Raw genomic sequence first — 25,363 nt, 5'->3', positions numbered from 1 at the left:
GCATAGCTATGGACTTTCCGCTGCCCGACGCGGCTCGGCAGTACGTTGCCGACCACCTGCACCACGACCCCGCCCAACTTGCCCTTCAGGCCCGACGCTTTCCGGGCCTGCCTGTGCCCGACTTGGTACGCCAGATTCAGGCGCGCCAGAAAGCCCGCACCAAAATCCCCGCTTGGGCTGATAATCCTGACCTGATTTTTCCGAGCGCAGTTTCCGTCGAGCAAGCCTCCTCAGCTCGAGCCGCAGCCTTTAAAGCCAGCCTTGTAAGTGGCCAACGCTTAGCCGACTTAACTGGTGGCTTTGGAGTTGATGCCACGTATTTTGCTACCCGGATACCGGAGGTGCATTATGTTGAGCGCGACGCAAAACTAGTAGGCGTAGTAGAGTATAATCTGGCACAATTGGGTATTCGCAATGTGCAATGCCATGCCAGCGAAGCCATAAATTTCCTTAAAAACACGCCCGATACGTTCGACTGGATTTACCTCGATCCGGCCCGGCGCGATACAGCAGCCCGCAAGATATTCCGCCTCCAGGACTGCGAGCCGGATGTGTTGCGTCTGTTGCCTTTGCTGCTTCATAAAAGCCGGCGGGTACTGCTCAAAACCTCGCCCATGCTTGATATTGAGCAGGCACTGAGCGAACTCAGACAAGTGCGCCGCCTGTGGGTAGTAGCTGTTGATAACGAGTGCAAAGAGGTGTTGTACGAGCTTGGCCCAGAGGCAGCAATAGACCCGGAGCGGTTTACCGTCAATCTATTGCGAAATGGGGAGCAGCAGGAATTCCGACTAAACAAGGCCCGGGAGGCGCGTGCGATACCACGCTACGCTGAGCCTCAACAGTACTTATACGAGCCCAACGTAGCGGTTTTGAAGGCGGGAGGCTTCAAAAGTATAGGAACGGCTTTTGAGCTACTAAAGCTTCACCAGCATAGCCACTTATATACGGCCGATACGCTTCGACCCGACTTTCCAGGCCGTATTTTCCGCATTCGAGCCACCGAGCGCTACGACCGTGACGCCCTTCTCCCCCACCTTGGCTTTGAGGCGCGGGCCCACGTCACAACACGCAACTTCCCTGACTCAGTAGCCGAGTTTCGCCTGCGTACGGGTATTCGGGAAGGCGGCGACACTTACCTGTTTGCTACTACCGATCTGCGCGGCCGTCTGATGGTGCTAGTCTGCGAGAAAAGCCAAACCGCAGACTTTTCTGATTGGTTGAGTTGACGGAAACAAATTGGCCGATATAATCACCCAAAAAAGCCCCCAGAACTAGTCTGGGGGGCTTTTTTGGGTTCTAAGAAATATTACTGCGCTAGTGTACATGACTATGAGGCTTTGCTGGTCCACGGGTTGCCAATGATGCGAAAGCGCCAGGGCAGGTTAGCGGCTTCGTCGCCAGCATAGGCCAGCCCGACGCGGGCGCTTCTTTTTACCTGTTCTTCAGGCACTATTTCGCCATGATCTTCTAACCATAGCACATCGCCTTGCAAATCCGCACCGGTAAGGGCAGGCGTGATACCAAGCGCCTGCGTCAGCAAGCCCGGACCAGCAGTAAGCTTCGGTGAGACTGTCGTTTGCCCTCGTCGCTGTAGCATGATTTCTATTCCCTGCAACGGCTCAATAGCCCGAATAAGCACTGTATCAGGCTTTTCTGCCTCATTGGTGCTGATGTTGAATAAGGTATGCCGCTGATATACTTGGTAGAGGTAAGCACGTCCACCTGGCTCCAATAAAGCTTGCGAGTGGGCTCCGCGACGCTTGATGTGCATGGTGAGTGACTGGTCACCGACGTGGGAATATGCTTCAGCCTCCACGATGCGGCCACCGGTTAGCTCGCCATTAAGGTTTGAAAATACATGCTTACCGAGCAGTTCGTGGGCAATCTGGACCGGGTCGGGACGACGGTAGAAGCTGGGGGGCAATTTGGTGGCCATTATCTAAACTGAAGGGTCATTTAAGCTTCTATACGACTACCGACGAGTTTGTACTCGCCTTCATTACCTTCCGCCTGACATGATACGCGTTGTATTCGACCGAATGCCGCTATCTTTGTGCTGTTATAGGTGGCCAGACCCCGATTGTGGGGCGAGGCTGAAAAGGGAATCCCGTTCAAATCGGGAGCTGTCCCCGCAACTGTACGCTTCAAAGGAGGGTGGGCCAATCCCCCTGCCACTGTTTCGCTGAAAGCTTCTGCTCTAGCAGAAGTTCGAGAAATGGGAAGGCGGCGCCACTCGAAGCAAGCCAGGAGACCTGCCTGTACAAGTTTAATGTTCAGCGCTTTCGGAGGAAGGGCGGAGAACGAATGCAGTGGCCGCTTTGGGCGGCCGGTTTTCCTGTTTTCGGCCTCGGCTTCGCGGTAGTTTTCCTGCTTTAGGAGGACTTATGCGAGGTTTTGAACTGAATTTTCCTAAACCGAAAATTTAGTTCGGATTATGCGTACATCTATATCTTGGCGGCGCTTGCTGCTTAAGCCACTATCGGCTTTGGGACTAGTGGGGGCCTTTTTCAGCGCCTTTCCTAGTCAGGCCCAGCAAGCCACTCCCACCGGTAGCTTACCTTCTGATTCCAGCCGGCTTTCCACCGTCCAACTGCTTCCTGATGTGCGGGTACAAGCCGCACGCCCCGGCCGGTTTGCTGTGGGCAGCCGCCTTACCTCTATCGACTCGCTGGCCTTGAGTCAGTACCGCACGGGCACACTTACCGATGTATTGGCGGCGCGCACGCCTCTGTTTATCAAGAATTACGGGCCTGGGCAACTGTCTTCTATTACGATTCGGGGCACATCGGCTAGGCACACGGCCGTGCTGTGGAATGGCTTCAACATCAACTTACCTTCGCTGGGAGAGGCTGATTTTGCCCTTTTACCTGCTGGGGCCAGCACTCGCATCGATGTGCAGCATGGGCCGGCCGGCGCTACGTATGGCACCGGCGCCGTGGGCGGCACCGTACTACTTTCCTCGCCTATTCGCTGGGGGCAGGCCCACAGGTAAGTGCCCAGCTGGATGCGGGTCAGTATGGCTTGGGCGCGGGCAGCGTGGAAGGGCGCTTCAGCAATCAAAGGGTAGCTGTACGTACAGCAGCCTCCTACCGCGAAGCCCGAAATGATTTCCCTTACAACTCACCCGAAATAACGGGTTTGGTACGCCGGCACCAGCAGAATGCGGCAGTGCGCCAATGGAGCCTAAGCCAGGACGCCACTCTTCGTCTGGGTGAGCGGGGCGAGCTAATGGCGGCTATCTGGCTCACGGATGCCGACCGGCAGCTTCAGCCGGCCATTGGTTCAGGCAACAACCACGCTCGTGAGCGAGACCAAAGCCGCCGCCTGCTGGCCGGCTACCGCCACGTAGCCTCCGGGCGTCATGAGTCGGTGGTGCGGGTGGCGTGGTTTGAGGACGTTATTGATTACCGAAACGACGACCTGACAAGCAATTCGCGGGTTCGCACCACGCAGGCACAGGCCGAGCACACAGTCACTTTCAACTCAAAGCGAGCCTGCGACTTGGTGGTGAAGCCCAGCACTTTGCGGCTGAAGTAGATGGCTACGGCCGTTCAGTGTCCGAAAACCGGTTTTCGGGCTTTGGGCTGCTACGCTACGATCCTGTCCCTCGCTTGCAGCTCACAGCTAACCTAAGGCAGGCATTTATATCTGGCCGCCGACCGCCGCTTGCCCCTACCGTAGGGGCCGAATGGCAGTTCTGGCAAACTTCTGCTCAACAAGTATCCCTGAAAGTAAGCGCCTCGCGCAGCTACCGTGCCCCTACCCTGAACGAGCGTTTCTGGCGTACCGGCGACCCGAATCTTCGCCCCGAAAACGGCCTTGGCTATGAGGCTGGCCTGCGGCATCAGTTCACCAAAAATGCCCCCTGGAACCTCCAAACAGAACTCACGGCTTATCACCAAGTAGTAGACGACTGGGTGCAATGGTTGCCGAATACCCAAGGCGACTACACGCCGCGCAACCTGCGCCAAGTGCGTGCCCGGGGTGTAGAAGCCAGTTCGCAGCTGACTGGTCATTGGGGGGCTTATTCGCTCACGGCTCGGGCGGCTTACGGTTTTACGCAGTCGGAAAAGGTGAAAGGCCGCGCTGAAGATCCTGACCCGGTGGGCCGGCAGTTGCCTTACGTGCCGCTGCATTCGTTTGCCTTCACCACGGATCAGAGCTGGCACAAATGGCAGCTTACCACTGGCCTCACCTTCACCGGCTACCGCTACACCGATGCTTCCGCCGTCGATTTCCTGCCGTCTTATACCCTGCTTAACGCCAGCCTGGGCCGAACGCTGGCTATTACGCCTACCTGGGCCGTGACGGTGCTGGCGCAAGGCTTCAATCTAACCAACCGGAACTACCAGGTATATGCCTACCGGGCCATGCCGCCGCGCAACGTCGCGCTCAGCCTCCGCCTCACTTGGCGCTAATCAAGATTCCTTTCTTTTTACTCTTTTATTATATGTTCCAACTCCGCCTTTCCTCTTTCTTCACGCGCACCCTGCTCACGGGCGTCGGCGCGCTTACCCTCATTGGCTGCGACCCTGAGAGTGATGGTCCGCTTACCGGTCCGCCTGCGCCTGCTGGCAACGGATCCAACGTATATGTCGTTAACGAGGGCCAGTTTAATACGCCCAACGGTGCCATCAGCTTATTCAGCAAAACGTCTAAGACAGTTGTTGATAATAACTTGTTTACCAAAGTCAATGGCCGCATTCTGGGCGATGTGGTGCAGTCGATGACGGTAGTTGGCGACCAAGGCTACATTGTGGTAAATGCCACTGGCAAGGTAGAAGTAGTGACTATGGCCGACTTTAAGCAGGTAGCCACCATCGACCGATTGCAGCAGCCACGCTACCTCGTAGCGGTAAGCTCATCGAAGGCTTACCTCACCGAGTGGATTGAGCGCGGCAAGCCGGGCCGAGTAGCCGTTATAGATCTGCGCACGAATACCGTAACCAAGTCTATTCCGGTAGGCCGGCAGCCCGAGCAGCTGCTTTTGGCTAATGGCCGCTTGTACGTCGCCAACTCAGATGAAAACACCGTCAGCGTTATCAACCCCACTTCTGACGTGGTAGAAACCACCATTCAGGTACAGGATGGCCCTACCAGTATAGTGCAGGACAAAAGTGGTAACCTCTGGGTGGCCTGCGCTGGTATTACGCGCTATGGTCCGGCACCTACGTTTGCCGTAGTTTCTTCTACTAACGGCAGTTTGATACGCTTTGCGCCGGGCAGCCCAACCAACCAAACAGTACTGCCTTTCCCTAGCGGCGGCCCCAGCAATCTGGTGATTAATGCGGCCAAGGACCAGCTATATTATAGCTATCGGAGCGCCGTATATCAGCTTAGCGCAACTTCCTCAACGCTACCGGCTACGCCTCTTGTGCGTCGTAACTTCTACGGCTTAGGCATCGATCCGCAGGACAACACGATTTACGGATCGATTGCCCCATTTACCACCACGGGCAAGGTTATCCGCTACCAACCCACGGGCATGGCTATCGATTCATTTGGCGTGAATATCGGCCCGAACAGCTTTGTGTTTTACTAAAACCTAGGTTTTACCGCACAAAAAAAGCCCCCCGGACTTGTCTGGGGGGCTTTTTTTGTGCAGTCCTGATTATTGTGGGCCGGCCTTGCCATCCACATTTTCGTCGCGCCGGTCATCGGCTTCATCATACACTTGCTTACCGGTTTTTACGGTAGAGGTATCGGCCGTAGCTCCGTTGGTGGCAGCATCAGAAGTCGTGTAAAGTTTATCGTCGGGGTCGTTGGCGTCCGATTTATTTTCATTTACCTGCTCTTTCGCGGAGCCACTTTCCACATTGGTTTCGCCTGGGTCAGTACCGGTGCTGCAGCTAGTGAGCGAAATAGCAAAAATGCCCCCCAGGAGCAGAATTCGAGGCAAAAAGGAAGTTTTCATGAGTTGGGTACAAGTATATACAAGGCAAGTAAACGGGTTAACCTATGATACGGCAGATTGAAGCGGTAGTTGATTTTAGCTACCGACTATAGCAGTTCGAACTAGAAAAATTAATTGAATGTATGTACATTAGAATTCGCAAACCGAACCTCAACCCTTCGCTTATGCTCATTTCTTCAGCCCCATCCAACGCTGTGCTTAGCTACTCTGCGTTCGGGCTTTAGTGGGGCAACTGGCCAATGGGCACCGCATAGCCGGGCTTGGCCAGCTGCCTAAGGCGGCTCATTTCGCTGAGGAATCCGACGGCCACACCGGCTCATTCGTCCTTTTTCGTTCGGAATATCCTATCTTGATGGCTGCCGATCAGTTCAATGGCAAAAACAGCCGATCCAATATTACCTATTCGGCTGCTGCTACGCTTACCAAATTGCGTACCTGGAGCCCGCGTCCCACATCTGCCAGGCATCATTTTACCGTTTGCCTGCCGACATCGGCTTGCATGGCTCGCAGCTTAGTAACCAAATGAATCCTTGGTCCGACGACCAAGGACAGTCACTGCAACAGGAGCTACCAGACCTGGTAGTCGCTCAGAAAGCTCAAAAGTTCTAGAAACAATATCTTTGTCGTTCTGCTTACACTTTAGCAATGCCTGCCAGTCGCTCTGTACTAGTCACTTATCGTCCGTTATGGCGCCGTACAGGCCTAATAGCCGGCATAAGTCTATTACTCGCAGTGATGCTGGTAGTATATGTATTCGGTGTGCAAAATGAATTGTTGGTCCGTGTGTTTGGCGCGTTTTTTTTATTTTTCTGGCTCTTAGCCGTTACCTTTTTAGGTGTTGTCCCCTTCATTAATTGGGCAGCAGCTAATTGGTTCGGTCCGGGTTGGGCAGTAAATCAGCCTAAATCCGATCAGCGTGCGCGTTCTGTTGCAGTTCCTAACTCACCTTCGCGGAAGTCGACTCGTTCGGCTCCGCGTTCAGACCAAAAACCAAAACCTCGCCCGTGAAAACTACGCTGCTCTACATTAAAAACATGGTTTGCCCACGTTGCATTGAAGCCGTGCACCACGTGCTCGAACAGGCTGGGTATCAACCTACAGAAGTTAAATTGGGCCATGCCCAACTAAAGCACACCACGCCCGTCGACCCTGCCACGGTAGCGCCTTTGCTGCGCGAAGCTGGTTTCGATGTCCTGACTGGGCGTGCGGAGCAGCTTACTGAGCAAATAAAAACCTCCCTCGCCGAATATTTAGAGCACCTGCGCACCGCGCGCATGCCCCTCACCACGTCGGCGTTCCTCACCGACCGGTTCTCGGCTACCTATTCGCACTTAAGCAAAGTCTTTTCGCGTACTGCCAACCTCACCATCGAGAAATACCTGATTCGCCTTAAGATTGAGCGCGTCAAGGAAATGTTGAGCTATGGTGAGTTGACGCTCAGCGAAATAGCTGATCATATGCGCTACAGCAGCGGTCAGCATCTGAGCAATCAGTTTCGGCAGGTAACGGGTCGCTCCGTAAGCGAATTCCGCCGCGACCTAATGCCGAAGCGGATGTCGCTGGACGAATTATAGGATAGCTGGGGGCTTTTTCCCTAGTGTTCGGGAAAACTACACCTCGTAGGCAAAACACTGGCAACGTGGCGGAACGGAATCGTGCACCGTCACGGTTCGGTATCTTTGTGCCCTCTCCCGTTGTTGTGCCGTTGTGACCAGTCTTCGCATTCTTCTTGTAACCCCGCCGCTTACCCAGCTTAACACGCCGTACCCGGCTACTGCTTACCTAAAAGGCTTTCTAAGTGCGCGCGGTTATGCCAGCACACAGGCCGACCTTGGCTTGGAACTGGTACTGAAGCTTTTTTCGAAGGCCGGGCTTCGACGGGTATTTGCAGCTATAGAGGCTGGCAGCTTTAAGCTGTCGGATAACGCCCGGCGAATAGTGCGGCTGCAACACAGCTACTTGGCTACTGTTGAGCCGGTCATCCGGTTTTTGCAGAACAAAGACAATACGTTGGCTCCCCGTATTTGTCATGGCCGCTATCTACCCGAAGCTTCCCGCTTCGATAACGTAGCCGACCTTGATACGGCTTTTGGCACCATGGGCCTCACCGATCAGGCCCGTCACTTAGCTACGCTCTACCTCGAAGACCTCGCCGACTTAATAAAGGAAACGGTAGGGCCGCAGTTTGGCTTTTCGCGCTACGCCGAAAAACTGGCTTTATCTGCTACCAGCTTCGAGCCGCTGTATGAGGCGCTACAAGCGCCACCCAACTTATTGGATCAGCTGCTGCTGGAATCGTTTGATGAGCTGGTAGCCCGCACGGCGCCTGACGTTGTTGGATTCACGGTGCCGTTTCCGGGCAATCTGTATGGTGCGCTACGCCTCGCCGGGCGGGTGAAAGAGCTACGGCCGGAAGCCAAAACCCTCATGGGCGGCGGCTATCCCAATACTGAGCTACGCCAGATAAAGGAGCCTCGCTTCTTCGATTATATCGATTATCTGACGCTAGACGACGGTGAAGGGCCTTGGCTACGACTGCTAGAATATCTCCAAGCTGAGAAGAATATAAAGGCACAAAGCGCCGAGGTAACTCATACCCAGTCGTTGCTAAACAACACGAAAGTTGCCTTTGGCAACGAGCGGGAAAGCTTGGCAGCGCCTCTGTTTGATAGTGAGCTTGCCTTAGAAACGCTTCAACGCGAGGATGATAGCACGCAGCTTAACGGGTTGGGGGGCAAAAGTTTTCTCCAACGAACCTTTCTGCGCAATGAAGCTGGTGAGGTAGAGTATCTGAATAACACCGAAGCACCGAACATTCCGCACCACGAGGTAGGTACGCCCGACTACAGCGACCTGCCTTTGAGCGAGTATTTGTCGGTGATAGAAGTACTGAACCCGATGCACCGGCTGTGGAGCGACGGGCGCTGGAACAAGCTTACCGTAGCCCACGGCTGCTACTGGAAGCGCTGCTCCTTCTGCGACGTTACCCTCGACTATATTTCCCGTTACGAAACAGCCCCAGCAGCCCTACTCGCCGACCGCATCGAGCAGATTGTGCAGCAAACCGGCCAAACGGGCTTTCACTTCGTAGACGAAGCCGCCCCGCCTCTAGCCCTGCGCGATTTGGCCGTGGAGTTGCTGAAACGCCGTACCAATATTACCTGGTGGGGCAATATTCGATTCGAGAAAACCTTCACTCCCGATTTGTGCCGCTTGCTGGCAGCTTCGGGCTGTATTGCCGTATCGGGCGGCTTGGAAGTAGCCTCTGACAGGCTGCTGGCGCTGATGGAAAAAGGCGTAACCATTGCCCAAGTTGCCCGCGTAACCGATGGCTTTACCCAGGCGGGCATCATGGTGCACGCCTATCTGATGTATGGCTTCCCGACCCAAACGGCCCAAGAAACAATTGATTCGTTGGAAGTAGTACGCCAGCTATTTGCAGCGGGTGTCATTCAGTCGGGCTACTGGCACCGCTTTTCCATGACGGCGCATAGCCCTGTGGGAAAGAATCCGGCGAAGTACCAAGTGGTGCCCATCGGCCCGGAGCCCGGCGACTTTGCCTGGAATGACCTTTGGCACGATGACCCTACCGGCGCCGACCACGAGCAGTTCGGGCCCGGCCTGGCGAAAGCGCTTTATAATTATCTGCACGGCGTGAATTTGGCCGAGCCGCTTTCCTTCTGGTTCGACTTCAAAGTGCCGCGCCCTACGTTACCGCGGCACCTGATTCAACAGGCCGTACAGGAAGCACCCAAGCCGGACTTTGCGAAGCAGAATCTGCGTCTCTTCTGGCTCGGCAACGCACCGGAACTTCGTTTAGAATCAGGCAAAAAAGCCCCCCAGGCCGCACTAACTTTCTACGAGCAGGCCGAAGACTTCGAGGTAAAGACAACGCCCGCCATTGGCCAATGGCTAAATACCCTTCTTACTCAGCTCACCACCAACTACGACACGAAAGTGCTGTTGAAAGAGGCCGCTAGCAGCTTTCCAACGGCCGAAGCTGGTCTTTCCTTTGAGCGTTTCTTGAGTTCGGCCGCTTGGCTAAAGTTGCGAGAGAAGGGTTTGTTGCTCTTTTAAGAGCTTACAAGGGTGAATTTGCCCCCCACCACTTCTTACCTTTCCAGTCGCTCGCGTAGCCAAGCGGTGAGGTCGTCCACGTAGCCGGGGACCGGGCGTGGCCATTGCCATTTACCATTCTGGGTTCCGGCGGGCAACAAGAGTTGTTGGTCGGCACCAGCGTATATCCGCACCACTGATCCCCGCCGGCGACCAGCATTTCCCCGTAGGCGGTTGGCGCTGGCTTGTACATTCAGAGTTGTGTCGGCCCCGCCATACAGTAGCAGGACGGGCACGCGCACTTGCTCCCAAACCTCTTGGGGGTCAAAAACCAATTCCCGCCACTTAGGCTGCTCCAAGTCAGCTTTGCTCGGCACCCGAGTGGGCAAACCAGTAGTTGCGGCCCACGGCTGGGGGCAATTTTCTGCAAATTGCGGTGCAACTTTGTTGTATCACCTCGTCCCTCGCGCCGTATGTACTGCTCTAGTTGCGTGCGGGTAAGCGCTACGAGTCGCCGATCGGCTGCACTTGCATCCTGTCGCCGTAACTGGCGGTCAATAGCTTCGGCATCGCGAGCCGCCTTGGAAGTTCCGGGTGTGCCCAAAGCCACCACGTATTTTATTAGACTGTTCTCCTTCTCATCTTGGCGGGCAGCCATAGCCAGCGCCGTTGCCCCGGCGCCGCTCCCCACTAAGCCAATCTGAGTGGTATCGACGCCCGCAACACGCTTGAGTGTCCGAGCCGCTGCCACTACATCAGCCGCTAATGAATCGGGGCTACTATCGGTTGCAGCAGCAGAGCGCCCGGTTATCAGCATAACGACCACGCCGCGCCGCGCCAGCAGGTCCGTGAGCATGTGCATAGCCAGCGGCGTGTGCTGGGGGGCATTTTGCAGTAGCACTACCGCCGGATGCACCTGTAGTGTATCATCGGGAATTAAAACAGTGGCCGGCAACATCTTGCTGCCACTATTCACGCGCACCGGCTTTTGAAAGTAAGGCAAGGGCTCAGCATCTCCACGACGCACCATCAGGATTTCGGCCGCCGTACTATCGGCAGAAAATTTCCCTTTCAGAAAATCACCCTCGCGCGTCAGATTGATTGTAAAATCAGAGCTCACGCCCGTAGCCCAGCGCACGGTGAGGCGCGGGTGCTGATACGTTATCTGCTGGGCCGGCAGGCTTAGATTCTGACGATCGGCTAGGCGCACCTCGCCTTGCAATTGGCCCGGCTTTACTTCACGCAAATCCAACGTAGCGCGCAGTTCTGTGCCTTGGTAGGAAATCGGCCCCTCAAAATGCCCAGTAGGCGGCGGCAAATCGGCTGCTTTACCACCATCAGTAGAGCAGCTACTGAGCAAAGTAACCAGCAGAAACGGCAGCCACCAGCAGAGTAGGCGCACCGATGGAACAGAATACAAAAAGGTAGCGCGCCGGTCTTTTCGCACAGCAGGAGGGTTGGTGAGCAATACGACAAAGTAACGCAGTAAGCGCGGAAGCTGTGCTTATACTTCCGTTCCTGCCTTATCGAACTGCTGAGCTATGAATAAAATGCCAACTGAGGGCAAGAGCCTAGCCAGCTTGGGGGCTTTTATAACCCTTTGCGCAGGATCAAATCGTTCTGAACATCGTCACCCAGCTGGAACGCATGCCGACCTATCTCCTTGAATCCGAATCGCTTGTAGAATTCTACGGCTCGCCGATTATGCTCCCACACGCCCAGAACGATAGTGCGACAGCTATGCGTACGTGCTTCCTCAATAGCCCGGCGCATAAGTGTAGCGCCCAAGCCAGTGCCCAGCCAATCTTCGCGTACATACAAACGCTCGATTTCTAGGCGACCGGTTGCTGGCTTTCCTTCTTCCAGGCCCAAAGCGGAGTTGAGCGATAATTTGGCATAACCCACCAATTCCTGCTGCATATGCGCCAGCAAAAAGGTGGTCTGCGGGTCTTGCAGTTCAGCCAGCTGCTTTTCCAAACTGAAGTTTTGGGCCAAGTAGGTGGCCATATCCTCCGGCCGATTATCGGCGGCGAAGGTTGCTTGGAAGGTTTGACGCCCTAATTCGGTTAGTTGAGCAGCCACCGAAGCGGTACGCTTGGCTACGGTGATACGGAGCGGAGAAGACATAGTAAGCCATTGGTAAAGACGGTGCAAAGCTACACCGTGAGCAGTCGACAGCCGCTAAATCAGGAGATGGAATGGTCGCCGGGCTCGTCAGAGGCTTTGCCATCACGACGCATTCGCCAGCCAAATCGAATCATAAGCACTGCCACTATCAGAGCAATCACGCTCATAGTGAGGCGAAATGTATCTACGGTGCCACTCTGCCACGCAGCGTAATGGCCTGGCAGGCGGATAAGCTGAAGCACAAACAGCGTGACTCCCGCTATTAGATACAAATAGCTACGCGAACGGTTAGCCGGCAAGTCAGCCATAGCAGATACGGTCAAATATAAGCGTCGAACGAAAGCCCCCGAGCGCAACTCTGGAACATAAGCGCTGCCCAAATGCAACGCTTTCCCTACCCGATACGCATGGTGATTGCAAATTGATTTCTGCAACGTATTTTTGTTCTACTCAACTCCCGCGAGAGTAGCTCAGTTGGTAGAGCATCAGCTTCCCAAGCTGAGGGTCGCGAGTTCGAACCTCGTTTCTCGCTCATGCATAAAAAGCCCCCCATCATATAGGTGGGGGCTTTTTGTTTTTAGACACATTACAAAAAGTGTGAATACCGTGCTTGCTAACGGCTACTTGCTACGTCTGCTGTGTGACTGGCCACCCTCTCCCATGCTTCTGCCAACACTTTGTCGAGACCATAGATATCGGGTAGCTGCCGGAGCTGACTTCCCTCGGCCTCGCAAGTTTGGTAGCGTATTGTAAGGGGCACGGAAGCGTAGAGTCCGAAATACATAGTTTCGCCCTCGTTGAGGCTCTCACTCATTTTCTCTACCCGATTGGTGCTGGCCTTGCCAGCGTCACGCTCCACTAGAAAGCGGGCCAGCGCCCACGCGTGCTGCACCCGGATACAGCCATGGCTGAGCGCGCGGCTATTAGCCTCAAACAGTTCCCGATCAGGAGTGTCGTGCAAGAACACTTCGTAGGGATTTGGAAAGCGAAAGACTACGTTGCCCAAGGCATTGCGCGAAGAGGGCGCCTGTCTAATCTGATACGGAAATTCGGCAGGCGTCACAGCTTTCCAGTTCACCCGGGAAGCATTTACCGGTTCCCCAACCTGATTATATAGCCGCAGGTTACGGGAGCTGAGGTAGCGCGGATCACGCTTCAATCGTGGCAAAACCTCTTTGGTGGCTATACTATGCGGCATACGCCACTCGGGCGCCGTCTGAAAAAATTTGACCGCGCTGTAGAGCTCCGGCGTGGGAGTAGCGGCCTTCCCTACTACCACTCGATGGCTACGCACTACCTGCGGGCCGCGTACCACCTGTAGGCTGTAGGCCGGAATATTGACGACCAGATAGATAGAATCGGCGCGCGGCTCCCAACGTAGGCGCTCCAGGTTGAGCGCTACAGTAAGGGCCATTTTACGGGCCGCTACCGTGTCCGACTCTAACAGGCGCTGCCACGACCAAAGCAGCCGCACATAGCTCCGACTGTTGGGCTGCGCCATGAGCATATGTTGCTCAAAATTATTGCTTTGGAGTGCCTGTTGGAGGTGAATAGCGACGTTGATGATGTCGCTCTCTGTCACCTGCGAGGGCCGAATCGTGCTATCCTCTATCCTCCCGTGGCTTAGATGCTGAGAAAACCGGATGAGCGCCGTCGTGAGGCGGGTTTCGACCTTCAGGCGCTGCTGGAGTTTCGATGGTGCTGCCTGTAATGAATCGAGCAGCAGACGCAGGTCAGCAACCTCATAGTCAGTGGCTTTGAGCCCGTACCGTGGCGCCTTCAATAGTAGACCTAGCGCCGCTTGCGCACTCTCAGTTGGCCCAGCGTCGGTGGTCCATACAGGCATGAAATCCACAAGCGTGTAAAACAGCTGGACCTGCTCCTGAGTACTGGCTTCGACAGACGATGATTTGGTAGCATACAGCTGACGGAGCTGAACGGCAACATCCGTGGTTGTTTGCCCCCCTCCTACTATCGGCTCGGTAGCATCAGCGTCGCTGCCGATCCGGGCCTCTACAGCAATGCTTTTAAACAGCAGTAGCAAGGCAACAGCATACGTGAAGCGAAGGCGAGCAAACATGACTGGGAAGGGTAAATAGTATTATCAATATTTAACTATTAAATATGATTCTGACCAAAGCTACCACAATGGCATTCCCCATGCCGACATTTTCTTTCAACGCCGCTTTTAGCTACATGAACGCGACCATTTGCATTATCAATTAATAGAGTCGCTCAGAAATCAGCCTCACCACGGTTCAGCTTAACACTGCGTGTATCAATCTCTTATATACATTCAATGTACCGAATTGCAGCTATAAGTAAAAGGGTCGCGCGCGAAAAAATTCGTGCGCAAGCTGAAGCATTGCTACTCTTTTTTGCATGCTCTCGGAAGGCTCATTGATAGTAGAGCTTTTTGCCTTTGGTTACGCCCCAAAACTCCAGCAACTGCGCGTTATTATCTGACTGTAGCGGATCGGTTATCTTTTCCCAGGCCATCACGGTGCAGTCGCTGTCGAGATGTACAATTGGCTCGGTCGACTGGGCCAGTTGCTGCAATCCAGCTCGCTCACATTGGTTATTGTTGGTCATCCTGAGCTTATCGGCATTCATAAAGATGGCCGCAAACAGTACCACGCCTCCGATATACCAGCGGCGGGGCCGCCCTTCCAAATGTAGCAGCAGATAATAGGTAGAAGCGCTGTAGAAATACATCAGGCCCAGAATGATAGGCAGAATAGAATCGCGGCGCAGAATGAGGGGCCGGTAATTGCGGTAGCCCCCCAGCGGCAGCAATAGAATATAGAGTAGCGTAAAAAGGCCTAACAGTTGAAAAATGCGCAGCCACCGCTGGCTGGCGGCACTGGGGGGCAAAAATCGACGAATAAGCTGCGCATTGACCAGACCGATCAGCACCAGCAATGGGAAGCCGAGCTTGCCCGTGAGTTGGCGGAATACGCCCTGCGGCACCAACTTATACCGCTCCCACACAGGCAGCGTAGCCGTCAGATTTTCGGAGTTGTTGCGGCCGATGTACAACGAATACAGGCACAGCAACCCAAAGACCCCCAATAGCAGCACCGCAACGAGTGGCACCCGTTTCGCCCGCTGCACCCACCACCCTGCATACGACCGTACCCGAATTGCTGGCCAATGCCTTTTTGTCCAGTAAAGCCCGAAGCACACAAATAGCACCAGCACCGCGCCCGTCACGATAGGCCCGTTGAAAGCCAGCACCACCATGAGGGCGGCGCAGGCAGGAATCATGAACCCCGGTAACTGCAAGCGTTGCTGATGGAAGGCAGCCCGATAAAAAGGCAACAGCAGCAAGAGCAGCAGGGCTAAAGGGAAAGCGTAGAAAAAAGTGTACGTAACCGAATGGTCGATGACTCCCATTTGCCCATTGTAGCCGGCCGTTTGAAACAGCGGCACTAGCAGCGCCGCGGGCAGCCACAAGCGGCGGTCGGTGAGGAGCTGCGCGCCGGTGCTGTACACGGCCAGCAAGTAGAGCAATAGCGCTTGTACAGCCGTTTTGAACAGCGCGCAAGCCACATAGATGCTACTGATGGGGTCGGTGAAGCGCTGAAGCCACAACGGAACCGACTTAAAGTAAGCAACCATGGCTGCGTGCGCAAAATATCTGTTAGGACCCGCATACACCTCGTTTTTGGCTACTACGGCCCAGCCGAACGGGTCTTGCAGCACTTGGGTGTACCAGTAGCTAGGCAGCACGATGGGGGCCAGGTCACCTTCCAGCGGTATCTGATAGTTTTGAATATAGGAGTACCCTAAATCAAATAAAACGAACAGGGCGCAGAGCCACACGACGTACCGTTTGTTCATGCAGAAGGGAAGAACAGCGGCCAAGCGCTGGTAAAACCAGGTCACGAAGACCTGTTGGTTTGAAAACGCGTCAAAGGTAGACACCGTAACGTGCGTGTGGTTCGGCAGAATAAAAAAAGCCCCCCAGACAGCTATCCGGGGGCTTTTTTGATCCTCACATTCCAAGTGACAAGCCGTAAATGTCCACGGCTTGTCTTTCTAGGCTATTAAGTAAGGCACGTGCTAGTCCTGCAATACTACTCGGGTAAACTTGTTCTGCTTACCTGAAGTCAAGCGAACCATATAAATGCCCGAGGCCAAGCGCCCTTTCGTAAACTTGAAGGAGAAGTTTTCGCCAGCACGACCGGTTCCTTCAGCTACTACACTCACTACGGTTCCCTGCATGTTCATCACCTCCAAGCGGTAGTTGCCCGTCTCGGTGAGGGTGAAGTCCAGGTAGGTTTGCGAGCTGGTGGGGTTAGGCGTTGCCGTGAGCGTCAGCGCTTCCTCGGCTTCCACTTGTTCCTCGGCTGCGAAGCCGGCTGTTGCTGAGCCCTGGCATTCGCCCAGCGAGTCGCCGTGGTTCAAATGCGCTGCTACCGCCGATTCGCTCACGCACACTGGCTTACCATTATGGCATACCAACACTTTGTTATTCCGCAGGAAAACAAAGCCACAGCGTACGTCAACAACTGCTATTCGTTTGGTAACCGTCCGGGTACATCCTGCCGCATTCACACCGGTTACGGTGAGTTCGTAGGTACCAGCAGTTCTGGGAGTGAACACCGGATTGGCAATGCCAGTATTGCTCAGCCCAGGAACGAATGCCCAGGTGTACACGAATGTAGGATCACCACTAGCTTGCAACTGAATGCTCTGCGGGCCATAACCTAGGTAAATCGTGCTCTGGCCTTCCTCTACAAAGGTACCGCCGAGCGCCGTGGCCGTGATGGTAGGAGCCGAGCAAGCATACACGGGGGGCAAATCGAAGGATTCTACCTGATCCAGGCGGCTGTTGGCAGCACCTTGGCTAGCACCAAAGCCTACGCCTCTCTTGGCAAATGCTCTCCAGATCAACTCTTGGTTGGCACCGCCATAGTTCGCTACATCGGCGGCCAGAATAGCATTTCGGGCATCCACGAAACCGGGAGCGCAGGGCTGCATTTTCAAGCCATCGATCACTAGCTGCATGGCCATGTTGTTACCGCCCTTGCCATTGTATAGGTCTGGGTCGTAGCCGTACAGATCGATCAGATCCCAGGTCATATCCCACAACGTGGTAGCCCACACAAACCCGATTCCGTGCGGCTGGGAAAGCGCCGTATTGTTGGTTCGGCCGTAGGTGTAATTGTTTACGGCAAAGTCGGTGGTGTAGGGAGCAGGCCGGATACCGTTGCCCGTGGTGGGCTGGTTCGAGGCGTACGTACCGATACCTCTGATTTTGGTGCGGGTATCACCGGGCTTCATGGTCATCATCAAAGCAAACCAGTCGCTCCAGCCCTCACCGGCCTGTTCAGCCTGGCTGCCCAGGCAGTTCACCAAACGACCACCCGTCAGGCGGGTTGAGATACCATGGCCGTACTCGTGCACGATGATGCCATTGTCAAAATCACCGTCAACTTCTACGCCCGGCTCGTTTTTCAAGCTCACCCGTACTTCTTCGCCAGCGGCTAACCGCTCCCGAATCAGGCCGCCCGCCACGTCCGTAGTCATGATGGAGGGAATAGTGATAGGAGCGGGAGCACCCGCGCCAGCGCCCATTGAGATGGGAGCACCCGGCTGATTGTTAATCACTACGACGCCAATGGCGCCAGCAACCTGAGCATTGTATACTTTCAGGATAAAGTCGCAGTTGCCGCGATATAATACGGCAATATTACCCGCAATCTCTGCAGCGTTCGTCAAAGCTCCGCAGGCCTCATTAGGATTCGTAGAAGTCCCCCCCACACCGCTAGCAAGTACAAGCTTGCCCGTAACTGGCGTGGCATTAAGCCGCGGGCCAAACGCAGCTTGCACAGCTGGATAGCTGTTAGCGATGCTGGATGGCGCCGTTATTCTAAACGCATTTGCATCGGCACGGCCAGCCCACAGATACATCTGCATGCGCGGCGCACTAGTGCCGTTATCTACTGGAGTCGAGAAATTGGCATTATTGCGGGTAGTTACGCCCGCAGGAGGATTCGGGTTGTTGCGGCTGTCTTGAGCCTCGGCTCTTACATAGTCGCCTTGGGCACCTCCGCGGCCGAAGTTGTCGGCTTGGAAGTTACCGCTGGCCTCATCGAAGCCGTACTGGTACCATACGTCGTGGGTGACGTTGTTCCAGTAAAACAAGTTGGTGATAGCCGCGTCGCGGTACTCTACGGGCTCTTTCGTAAAATCAACTGGATAGTCGAAGCTCAGCTCAGCACCGCCGTTAGGGCTGTAATTATTTAAGCTGTTGTTGTTATTGGGGTCTTCGTACGCATAGGCATTGTTGCCACGGGTAGTAGTGAGCTTACCAGCAGGCGTATGATGCCAGCCCTCTGGCGAAGCCTTTGGGTCAGCAGCGGAAGTGCTTACCAATACGCGAGGGCCATGATTGGGGCTCTCAACCGGAATGGGGAAAACGTTATAAGCGTTAGCAGCTGTTAAAGACGTCGTGGAAGTAAACGACTTCGATTGAGCTGCCTGGCCGTAAGCCGTCGTTTCGCTCAATGGCATCCCGCCAGGTCCGTCGTTGTCGAACTCACACTGATGCACCATATTGTCCTTGTCCAGCAGTTCCCCGGTGGCAGCGTCTACCCGCACGTTCCACCAGTTCTGCGCGTCCAACTCGTAGATAGACACTTCCCACGCCAACCGCAGAGTGCCATCTTCCATCGGCTGATACACCAGCTTTGCCGGAATCGACTCCAAGGAAATGCCCCCCGCTGAGAGCAGCACTGCTTCGTTTTTGCCGCTGCCCTTCTGCAATACCGACAGCGACTGGCTAACGGTCAGGTTCAGGTGCCGGGCCGCCGCGTTTACGGCCGCTACAGCCGTCATTCTAGACTTCCCTGTCTTTAATTTTCCCCCAATGCCTTTCACGAAGTTGTTGCCCAAATTGACGATTTTCTCGTCCTTATTTAGGCTCATGTTGGCAATAGCACTGTGAATCTCAATGCCCTGATACAGCTGCTGCAAATAAACATGCTTAATACCAGTCTTTGGGGAGACCGACTCACTGCTGAGCTTCACGTCCGCAATGTCTTCATCGGTCAGCTGCAGCGCCTGCTTGTTTTTCTTCAGGTGTTGTAGGGCTGCCTGAGGCACTAGCTGCTGCTCAGCACTCAGCTGGTTTTGGCTGTAGGAGGCATGGCCTCCGGATAATAACGCGGCCACCAATAGGGGCCGCGCTAAAGCGGGTATAAGTTTATTCATTAGGTATAGGTTGGTAGTTGAAAGTGGTATCAAAGTATGGGTTTTTATATACTCATTTTTATAAAATATTTAACTTGCCCGAATTTTATACATTGCAAAATTCTAATAGTTATATTATTACCACTTTTTCCGGCATTACAGATCACTATCCATAAATAATTTCATAAACACACTCTTAAAAGAGGCAAAAAACAGAATACAGTTACAAACCATATTTTTGTATTATAACATTATTATTTTGGACGTCTATAAAGCAAAAAGCCCCCGGCTATATGGCTGGGGGCTTTTTATATGCTGCTAATTTCAGCAGGCTTTCTACTAGCTAAGCAAGGCTCTTGAAAGTAGGGTTTCCTTTATCCGGCAGCGTACGAAGCCAAGCCGCGGCAGTTGCTTCGTCTTCAAACAATCGATACGTCAGGGCGGCCTCACGGGCTTCGCTCATCATCTGACTCACCGACAAGCGGGCAAACACGTCGTGTGGTATCAGCACAGCCCCGTACATTTGGTTTCCCCCGGCGGCGCGGTTCATCCAATAGTCAACAATCCAGAGGCGTTCTTCTTCGGTGAAGGGGGCCATCAGGCGCTGGTCGCCGAGGAGCTTGTACCACCCGTTTCGTAGCAACAACTGGCTGGTATGGGTCAGGAAGGCCTTCAGATGATCGAGCTTGCGCGGGCCCGCATTATAAATGACGTAAGCATAGCCATTGGGGTGCTCCATAACCCGACCAACCGGATTTTCGAAATAGACGCGAAATGCTGGAGTAGCGATAAGCATAGAAAACAACGCACGTTTGAACTGAAAGGTGATCAGCCGGGCTGATTACTTGCTTTGAGAACATCAATTTTCTGGCCTGATTCGATACTACAGGCTGCATAAATCACAAAAAAGCCCCCAAATGCGTTATTGGGGGGCTTTTTCAGAAAAAATCAGCTATTCCGAATACTATATATAATTTTCCTAATCTCTCTTCGTCTTTAGCATTTGGCGAAGCTGGGCCAATTCATCGCGATACTTAGCGGCTTGCAGGAAGTCGAGGTCTTTGGCCGCGCCTTCCATCTGCTTCTCCGTCTTCTTGATGACTTTTTCCAGTTCGTCGCGCTTCATAAGCGCAATGACAGGCTCGGCCGCCAACGTCAGCGTATCCGTATCGGGGCCAGCGTAAGCAGCCGGCTCAATGCGGCGCATATCCGACAGCGACGTTTGGCCCATGATTTCATCGTGCGATTTGCGTACTGTCCGCGGCGTGATGCCGTGCTCCTCATTGTACGCCAACTGCACAGCGCGGCGCCGGTTCGTTTCGTCGATGGCGCGCTGCATGGAGCCGGTAATGCGGTCGGCGTACATGATAACCTTGCCTTTATCATTTCGGGCAGCGCGGCCCATGGTCTGAATCAGGCTGCGCTGGTCGCGCAGGAAGCCCTCTTTGTCGGCGTCCAGAATGGCCACCAAGCTCACTTCGGGCAAGTCCAAGCCCTCGCGCAACAGGTTTACCCCAATCAGCACGTCGATAACGCCCAGTCGCAGTTGGCGCAGAATCTCTACGCGGTCCAAAGTTTTTACATCGGAGTGCACGTAGCTCGACTTGATGCCCAGGCGCTCCATGTACTTCTGCAATTCCTCAGCCATGCGCTTGGTGAGCGTCGTCACGAGGATACGGTCACCCATCTTCACGCGGTTATCCACTTCGTCTAGCAGGTCGTCAATCTGGTTGGCGCTGGGACGAATATCGATTTCGGGGTCGAGCAGGCCGGTAGGGCGAATAATCTGCTCGATGATAACCCCGCCGCTGGTTTCCAGCTCATAATCGGACGGCGTGGCCGACACGAAAATGGCCTGCCGGTACATGCTCTCGAACTCGTTGAAAGTCAAAGGCCGGTTGTCCATGGCCGAAGGCAGACGGAAGCCATACTCCACCAAGGCCGTTTTGCGGCTCCGGTCGCCGCCCCACATCGCCCGAATCTGGGGAATGGTGGCGTGGCTTTCGTCGATAACCATCAGATAATCCTGGGGGAAATAGTCGAGTAGGCAGAAGGGACGTGAGCCGGGCGTACGACCATCAAAGTAGCGCGAGTAGTTCTCGATACCGGAGCAGTAGCCCAACTCCCGAATCATCTCCAGATCAAACTCGGTGCGCTCCGTAATCCGCTTAGCCTCTTGGTCGCGGCCCTCCTTCACGAAGTAGCTCTGCTGGGCCATCATATCGAACTGAATCTCTTTGATGGCCTGGTGCAAGGTATCTTTGCCAGTCACGAAAAGGTTGGCCGGATACAGCGTCACGCTTTGCTCGTCGGCGAGTTTCTTGCCGCTGTCTGGGTCGATGCGGTGAATGGCTTCGATTTCGTCACCGAAAAAGAACAGGCGGTAGGCAAAATCGGCATAGGCGGGGAAGATGTCCACCGTATCACCCTTCACCCGAAACGTGCCGCGTGTAAAATCCACTTCCGTCCGGGAATAAAGAATCTGCACGAACTGATACAAAAGATTATTGCGCGAGTAACGCAGGCCGGGCGCCATGTAAATGACGTTTTTGCTGAACTCTTCCGGGTTGCCGATACCGTAAATGCACGATACGGACGCCACCACAATCACGTCGCGCCGCCCGCTCAGCAGCGTAGAAGTACAGTGTAGCCGCAGCTTCTCGATTTCCTCATTAATAGCGAGGTCTTTCTCAATGAATACGTCGGTGCTGGCTATGTAGGCCTCCGGCTGGTAGTAGTCGTAATAGCTGATGTAGTACTCGACGGCATTATTGGGGAAAAACGCCTTGAACTCACCGTAGAGCTGGGCCGCCAGGGTTTTGTTGTGGCACAGTACCAGCGTGGGCTTGCCGGTTTGGGCCACCACGTTGGCCACCGTAAACGTTTTGCCAGTACCAGTGGCTCCGAGCAGCACCTGCGCTGGCTCTCCGCTTTCTACGCCAGCCACGAGTTGGGCAATGGCTTTGGGCTGGTCGCCGGTAGGCTTGAACTCGGAAGTAAGTTGATATTCCATGCAGGGAAAGTAGCCAGAAATGATAGCCTATGATAACTCCGGAGCGCCAAGGTAGGTTTCCGGTAAACAAAAAAAGCCCAACTAATTCAGTCGGGCTTTTTGCTGGCACTGGGGGGCAAATTCTGACGTATGCAGGCACAGCACTCTTGCTTGCCCCTAAACGAAACTTAACGAGGGTCGCGCCATACCACGCGGGCATCGGTGGCCTGCGTAGAAAAGTCAGGGCATTGCCCATCGCCCTTCCCCGTAATGCCGCCGCTGGGTGCACAAATAACATCGCCGCACTCATTGTAGAGATAGTTAAACTGGTCGCAGCAGTCGCTGGAAACCAGGTAAACCTTCTCGCCTTTCCATATATACTCCGTTATTTCAGCCGCAGGGTTCTGCTTGGGCTTGGCTTGTAGCTCCGCTATTTTGGCATCAACAAAGCTGGGACATATCGACTTATTTTCGTCGCCGCACTGAAAGGCGCTGAGCAGGCTTGTTAGAAGGAATAGCGTAAGTAAGCGTCTCATTGCTAAGTGAATTTAGACTTCAATTTACGGCAAAATTAGCGGACTACCGTTGGCGCTTTTTGCCCCCCAAACTCTACACTGGCTTCCAGACCGACAGAATACGGCCGGGAGCGCTTGAAAAACGAACCGCCAGGGTTTTGGTTGAGCGTATTCAGGCCGGCTTCAGCTACGGGCCCAAGGGCGAGGCTCCAAGTAGCTTCAGTGGGCTGGTAGCGCACGCCGCCGCCGCCGCGCACCGACGCTAGCACCTTGCGGTAGGGCGAGTCGGGGGATGAGAGTGTATAGCTACGAGCCGAGCCAGCACTATCGGCTACTTCCGTGCGGCTCTTAAGGAGCAGGTTTACGGCTGCACCCACTTTCGCATACACCGACCAGCCCGACTTAGCCGAGCCGTACCGAATAGCCACTGGCACACCCACCGTGCGGTAGTTAAACTCCGTCTTGCGCTGACCTATGTACGATTGCACTGAACTAGAACGTGCGGCGAAAGCTGAATTGCTATTGTTAAAAGCATAAGAAGTTTTGGAGGAAGCCCGTTGCTGCGCAGTTTCTATACCGGTAACCAGCGTCAAACGCTCGGTCAAAGGATAGGCAGCCGCTAAAGCAATGCGTTGGGCCGGACCAGCCTGGAGATTGTCGCGATATTCAGCCGCCCCATTCTGATAAGAGTTTTGGAACTGGAAATCGGCGGAGGAAGGAATGTTATTGCCTGAGGAATTATTGAATGAATTTCTGAGGCTCCCGCTGCTTACGCTGGCAAAGTCGATATTCGGGTTGTACGAGCTGGCCGCAAATGCACCGCTGAGGCGCCATTTGCTCCGCTTACGCTCTGGCTTTTCCTCTTCGGGAGCTTCCTGGGGGCATTTTTTGTCGCTTGGGCTAGCATAGTAGCTGACGCCGGAAGCGCCTCGGTTTGGAGCGTTTCAGGGCGACGAAAGGCGGCGGCCATTGTGTTTTGCTCAGTGGTGGTAGCAGGCGCTGGCCGGGTAGTTAGCCAATTTGCCCCCCGCTCATTTTGGGAGCTTCCAATGTTTAGTAATGATGGCACAAAAGCAGAACCAAACACTCCATTTCCGGCGGGGCGCTCAGTACCCGTCAGAGAACTGCCAACAGTGCTACCGGAGCCTACTACGCTGCTGGTTCCAGCCACGCTACTGCCTGATTCAGATGACCTAATTCCCACCGCTGATTTAGCCGCCCGCAACAGGGTGCTCGCTACATCATTCGCTGCTGATTGCGGCCGTGCAGCCGGGGTTACCGAAGCCGTTGCAGTTGAATTTGACTGCCGACTAGCCGCTGCCAAACGGGAGGAGGTGATAGCGCCGCCGCGCGACTGGCTATTGGGCGCGCTGCTACGTGGGGTGATCAGCGGCGTATCGGCAGTACCCTCGGAGCGAGTAGTAGCTGCTATTTCGGTGCCGGGGGGCAAATGTGTCGCATTGTGAAGCAACAGCCAGCTACCGCAGCCGAGCACCAGCAGGGCGCAAGCGGCGGCTACCCACCGGTGCAGCAGCAGGCGCCGCCGGTACGAGTCGTTCTGCCGAACCAATAGTTCGTGGTCTAGTTGCTCCCAGACGTGCTGACGAGGCGCTACTTCTGCCTCGCCGAGCTTCTGTCGGAACAAGTGCTCCAAGTCGCCGGTAGGCCGGGGCTCGTGGGGTGTATGATTATTTGCGGAAAGTGCCATTGCTGCGATGCGCGTCGAGGCGCTCTAATTTAGTTTTCAAGATGACCCGGGCCCGGGAGTACTGCGATTTGCTGGTGCCTTCAGAAATTCCCAGTAACTCGCCAATTTCCTTGTGCCCGTAGCCTTCGATGGCGAACAGGTTGAACACCATGCGGTAGCGCGGTGCCAGTTCCTGCACCAGTGTCAGGAGCTCTTCAAAAGCGTAGTTGGAGAGCGTAAACTCCTCCCCGGCCAGATCCTCGGGATATTCGCCCTCGCTCATGGCTACCAAGCCACTGTTGCGCCGGTGTTGACGCAGAGCCGCATTTATCATGATGCGCCGAATCCAGAACTCTAGGGGGCATTCGCGGCGAAACTTGCTGAGGTTGGTAAATACCGTCACGAAGCCCTCCTGCAATACATCCTCCGCCTCGAAGGTGGTTTGGGCGTAGCGCAGGCACACGGCCATCATGCGGGCCGCAAACCGGTCGTACAAGTGCTTCTGCATTAATCGGCTTCCAGCCAGGCAGCCATCAATGATTTCAGCCTCGGTGAGCTGAGAAGGCGGCACGAGCGAACGGACAGGAGCCGGCGGAGGCGAAGCCGCCACCGAAGCCGAAGAATTGCCTCCCGCCAGCAGGTTGCGCAGCCCGCCGCCACCCATCGCAAACGATAAGGCGCTCATCGATTGGGGTGGCCGCCTAGGCCATTGTGGCTTCTCATATAGTCGATTGGGCCAGGATAAAGTGGCTGCATACGCGGCGTTTCGTAATAACGTATCGATAGAGTAATCCGCAATATACTAGCGGGCTTCGGTGAGTAGAGGCTACTACCTGCCCTGATGGTTGCATGCATGTGCCCGAATATTTTTT

General features: G+C 54.7%; 22 protein-coding genes, 1 tRNA gene and 1 riboswitch. Of the genes, 8 read left to right on the top strand and 15 right to left on the bottom strand.

Translation table 11 applies throughout. The features are described from left to right. The first annotated feature begins 8 nt into the window (after positions 1-8). Positions 9-1,226 carry a class I SAM-dependent methyltransferase gene (locus EPD59_RS03800; RefSeq protein ID WP_133271630.1) on the top strand — a complete coding sequence of 406 codons (1,218 nt, stop codon included), beginning with the start codon at positions 9-11 and terminating at the stop codon, positions 1,224-1,226. A gap of 101 nt (positions 1,227-1,327) precedes the next feature. On the opposite strand, the gene EPD59_RS03795 is transcribed toward EPD59_RS03800, so the two are convergent. Beyond that, complete coding sequence (locus EPD59_RS03795) at positions 1,328-1,936, bottom strand: DNA-3-methyladenine glycosylase (RefSeq protein WP_133271629.1); 609 nt, start codon at positions 1,934-1,936, stop codon at positions 1,328-1,330. A gap of 110 nt (positions 1,937-2,046) precedes the next feature. After that, a riboswitch (cobalamin riboswitch) is annotated at positions 2,047-2,274 on the top strand. Positions 2,275-2,434: 160 nt separating this feature from the next. Here EPD59_RS03795 and EPD59_RS03790 point away from each other — a divergent pair. The 4 genes from EPD59_RS03790 to EPD59_RS03775 are packed head-to-tail and all read left to right on the top strand — an operon-like array spanning position 2,435 to position 5,542. Continuing rightward, positions 2,435-2,992 carry a TonB-dependent receptor gene (locus tag EPD59_RS03790; RefSeq protein WP_133271628.1) on the top strand — a complete coding sequence of 186 codons (558 nt, stop codon included), beginning with the start codon at positions 2,435-2,437 and terminating at the stop codon, positions 2,990-2,992. 44 nt (positions 2,993-3,036) lie between these two features. Continuing rightward, a complete protein-coding gene (locus EPD59_RS03785) occupies positions 3,037-3,537 on the top strand; it encodes a hypothetical protein (RefSeq protein WP_133271627.1) in 501 nt (166 codons plus the stop codon). A 17-nt stretch (positions 3,538-3,554) separates the two neighbouring features. Beyond that, a complete protein-coding gene (locus EPD59_RS03780; protein WP_165963466.1) occupies positions 3,555-4,418 on the top strand; it encodes a TonB-dependent receptor domain-containing protein in 864 nt (287 codons plus the stop codon). Between the two features lie 32 nt (positions 4,419-4,450). Continuing rightward, a complete protein-coding gene (locus EPD59_RS03775; protein WP_133271625.1) occupies positions 4,451-5,542 on the top strand; it encodes a DUF5074 domain-containing protein in 1,092 nt (363 codons plus the stop codon). Positions 5,543-5,611: 69 nt separating this feature from the next. Here EPD59_RS03775 and EPD59_RS03770 read toward each other — a convergent pair whose 3' ends face one another. Then, positions 5,612-5,914: a hypothetical protein gene (locus tag EPD59_RS03770; RefSeq protein WP_133271624.1), complete on the bottom strand. Its 303-nt coding sequence runs from the start codon at positions 5,912-5,914 to the stop codon at positions 5,612-5,614. A gap of 1,004 nt (positions 5,915-6,918) precedes the next feature. On the opposite strand from EPD59_RS03770, the gene EPD59_RS03765 reads away from it, so the two are divergent. Beyond that, positions 6,919-7,488, top strand: a complete 570-nt coding sequence (locus EPD59_RS03765; protein ID WP_133271623.1) for a helix-turn-helix domain-containing protein — start codon at positions 6,919-6,921, stop codon at positions 7,486-7,488. A 133-nt stretch (positions 7,489-7,621) separates the two neighbouring features. After that, positions 7,622-9,991, top strand: a complete 2,370-nt coding sequence (locus EPD59_RS03760; protein WP_133271622.1) for a B12-binding domain-containing radical SAM protein — start codon at positions 7,622-7,624, stop codon at positions 9,989-9,991. Positions 9,992-10,026: 35 nt separating this feature from the next. Here EPD59_RS03760 and EPD59_RS03755 read toward each other — a convergent pair whose 3' ends face one another. The 4 genes from EPD59_RS03755 to EPD59_RS03740 form a co-directional block, all read right to left on the bottom strand. Further along, positions 10,027-10,266 (bottom strand): hypothetical protein, encoded by a 240-nt coding sequence (locus EPD59_RS03755; RefSeq protein WP_133271621.1) that lies wholly within the window; start codon positions 10,264-10,266, stop codon positions 10,027-10,029. After that, positions 10,224-11,438, bottom strand: coding sequence for an alpha/beta hydrolase family protein (locus EPD59_RS03750; RefSeq protein WP_133271620.1), 1,215 nt, complete (start codon positions 11,436-11,438; stop codon positions 10,224-10,226). The genes EPD59_RS03755 and EPD59_RS03750 overlap by 43 nt, the downstream gene beginning before the upstream one ends. 122 nt (positions 11,439-11,560) lie before the next feature. Further along, positions 11,561-12,097: a GNAT family N-acetyltransferase gene (locus tag EPD59_RS03745; RefSeq protein ID WP_133271619.1), complete on the bottom strand. Its 537-nt coding sequence runs from the start codon at positions 12,095-12,097 to the stop codon at positions 11,561-11,563. Positions 12,098-12,156: 59 nt separating this feature from the next. After that, the gene (locus EPD59_RS03740) at positions 12,157-12,405 is read right to left on the bottom strand and encodes a hypothetical protein (protein ID WP_133271618.1); all 249 of its coding nucleotides are present in this window, start codon (positions 12,403-12,405) and stop codon (positions 12,157-12,159) included. A gap of 151 nt (positions 12,406-12,556) precedes the next feature. On the opposite strand from EPD59_RS03740, the gene EPD59_RS03735 reads away from it, so the two are divergent. Beyond that, positions 12,557-12,629: transfer RNA gene (locus EPD59_RS03735), tRNA-Gly, on the top strand. Positions 12,630-12,710: 81 nt separating this feature from the next. Here the strand turns inward: EPD59_RS03735 and EPD59_RS03730 are convergent. The 9 genes from EPD59_RS03730 to EPD59_RS03690 all read right to left on the bottom strand — a co-directional run bounded on the left by EPD59_RS03730 (position 12,711) and on the right by EPD59_RS03690 (position 25,176). Continuing rightward, positions 12,711-14,177, bottom strand: a complete 1,467-nt coding sequence (locus EPD59_RS03730) for a L,D-transpeptidase family protein (protein ID WP_133271617.1) — start codon at positions 14,175-14,177, stop codon at positions 12,711-12,713. 317 nt (positions 14,178-14,494) lie between these two features. After that, positions 14,495-15,940: a hypothetical protein gene (locus EPD59_RS03725; protein ID WP_133271616.1), complete on the bottom strand. Its 1,446-nt coding sequence runs from the start codon at positions 15,938-15,940 to the stop codon at positions 14,495-14,497. A gap of 222 nt (positions 15,941-16,162) precedes the next feature. Then, entirely contained in the window at positions 16,163-19,318 is a 3,156-nt protein-coding gene (locus tag EPD59_RS03720; protein WP_133271615.1) for a T9SS-dependent M36 family metallopeptidase, read from the bottom strand. Positions 19,319-19,640: 322 nt separating this feature from the next. Beyond that, entirely contained in the window at positions 19,641-20,093 is a 453-nt protein-coding gene (locus EPD59_RS03715) for a hypothetical protein (protein ID WP_133271614.1), read from the bottom strand. Positions 20,094-20,276: 183 nt separating this feature from the next. Beyond that, complete coding sequence (uvrB, locus tag EPD59_RS03710) at positions 20,277-22,310, bottom strand: excinuclease ABC subunit UvrB (protein ID WP_133271613.1); 2,034 nt, start codon at positions 22,308-22,310, stop codon at positions 20,277-20,279. A 167-nt stretch (positions 22,311-22,477) separates the two neighbouring features. Beyond that, positions 22,478-22,825 (bottom strand): DUF6970 domain-containing protein, encoded by a 348-nt coding sequence (locus EPD59_RS03705; RefSeq protein ID WP_133271612.1) that lies wholly within the window; start codon positions 22,823-22,825, stop codon positions 22,478-22,480. Between the two features lie 35 nt (positions 22,826-22,860). Continuing rightward, the gene (locus tag EPD59_RS22205) at positions 22,861-23,292 is read right to left on the bottom strand and encodes a hypothetical protein (protein ID WP_133271611.1); all 432 of its coding nucleotides are present in this window, start codon (positions 23,290-23,292) and stop codon (positions 22,861-22,863) included. Positions 23,293-23,573: 281 nt separating this feature from the next. Beyond that, the gene (locus EPD59_RS03695; protein ID WP_133271610.1) at positions 23,574-24,512 is read right to left on the bottom strand and encodes a hypothetical protein; all 939 of its coding nucleotides are present in this window, start codon (positions 24,510-24,512) and stop codon (positions 23,574-23,576) included. Beyond that, on the bottom strand, positions 24,493-25,176 hold the full coding sequence (locus EPD59_RS03690) for an RNA polymerase sigma factor (protein WP_133271609.1): 684 nt from the start codon (positions 25,174-25,176) through the stop codon (positions 24,493-24,495). The genes EPD59_RS03695 and EPD59_RS03690 overlap by 20 nt, the downstream gene beginning before the upstream one ends. Between the last annotated feature and the right edge of the window lie 187 nt (positions 25,177-25,363).

It is taken from the genome of Hymenobacter radiodurans, assembly GCF_004355185.1.
GTDB lineage: Bacteria > Bacteroidota > Bacteroidia > Cytophagales > Hymenobacteraceae > Hymenobacter > Hymenobacter radiodurans.
Note: the sequence above shows the minus strand (reverse complement) of the source record. Positions and strands in the feature narration are given on the sequence as shown.

Excerpts from the sequence above, each read along its gene's own strand:
- EPD59_RS03800 (WP_133271630.1), top strand. The coding sequence starts at position 9 with ATGGACTTTCCGCTGCCCGACGCGGCTCGGCAGTACGTTGCCGACCAC.
- EPD59_RS03730 (WP_133271617.1), bottom strand. The coding sequence starts at position 14,177 with ATGTTTGCTCGCCTTCGCTTCACGTATGCTGTTGCCTTGCTACTGCTG.
- uvrB (WP_133271613.1), bottom strand. The coding sequence starts at position 22,310 with ATGGAATATCAACTTACTTCCGAGTTCAAGCCTACCGGCGACCAGCCC.
- EPD59_RS03740 (WP_133271618.1), bottom strand. The coding sequence starts at position 12,405 with ATGGCTGACTTGCCGGCTAACCGTTCGCGTAGCTATTTGTATCTAATA.
- EPD59_RS03715 (WP_133271614.1), bottom strand. The coding sequence starts at position 20,093 with ATGCTTATCGCTACTCCAGCATTTCGCGTCTATTTCGAAAATCCGGTT.
- EPD59_RS03720 (WP_133271615.1), bottom strand. The coding sequence starts at position 19,318 with ATGAATAAACTTATACCCGCTTTAGCGCGGCCCCTATTGGTGGCCGCG.
- EPD59_RS03725 (WP_133271616.1), bottom strand. The coding sequence starts at position 15,940 with ATGAACAAACGGTACGTCGTGTGGCTCTGCGCCCTGTTCGTTTTATTT.
- EPD59_RS03690 (WP_133271609.1), bottom strand. The coding sequence starts at position 25,176 with ATGAGCGCCTTATCGTTTGCGATGGGTGGCGGCGGGCTGCGCAACCTG.
- EPD59_RS03795 (WP_133271629.1), bottom strand. The coding sequence starts at position 1,936 with ATGGCCACCAAATTGCCCCCCAGCTTCTACCGTCGTCCCGACCCGGTC.
- EPD59_RS03770 (WP_133271624.1), bottom strand. The coding sequence starts at position 5,914 with ATGAAAACTTCCTTTTTGCCTCGAATTCTGCTCCTGGGGGGCATTTTT.
- EPD59_RS03695 (WP_133271610.1), bottom strand. The coding sequence starts at position 24,512 with ATGGCACTTTCCGCAAATAATCATACACCCCACGAGCCCCGGCCTACC.
- EPD59_RS03745 (WP_133271619.1), bottom strand. The coding sequence starts at position 12,097 with ATGTCTTCTCCGCTCCGTATCACCGTAGCCAAGCGTACCGCTTCGGTG.
- EPD59_RS03705 (WP_133271612.1), bottom strand. The coding sequence starts at position 22,825 with ATGAGACGCTTACTTACGCTATTCCTTCTAACAAGCCTGCTCAGCGCC.
- EPD59_RS03775 (WP_133271625.1), top strand. The coding sequence starts at position 4,451 with ATGTTCCAACTCCGCCTTTCCTCTTTCTTCACGCGCACCCTGCTCACG.
- EPD59_RS03790 (WP_133271628.1), top strand. The coding sequence starts at position 2,435 with ATGCGTACATCTATATCTTGGCGGCGCTTGCTGCTTAAGCCACTATCG.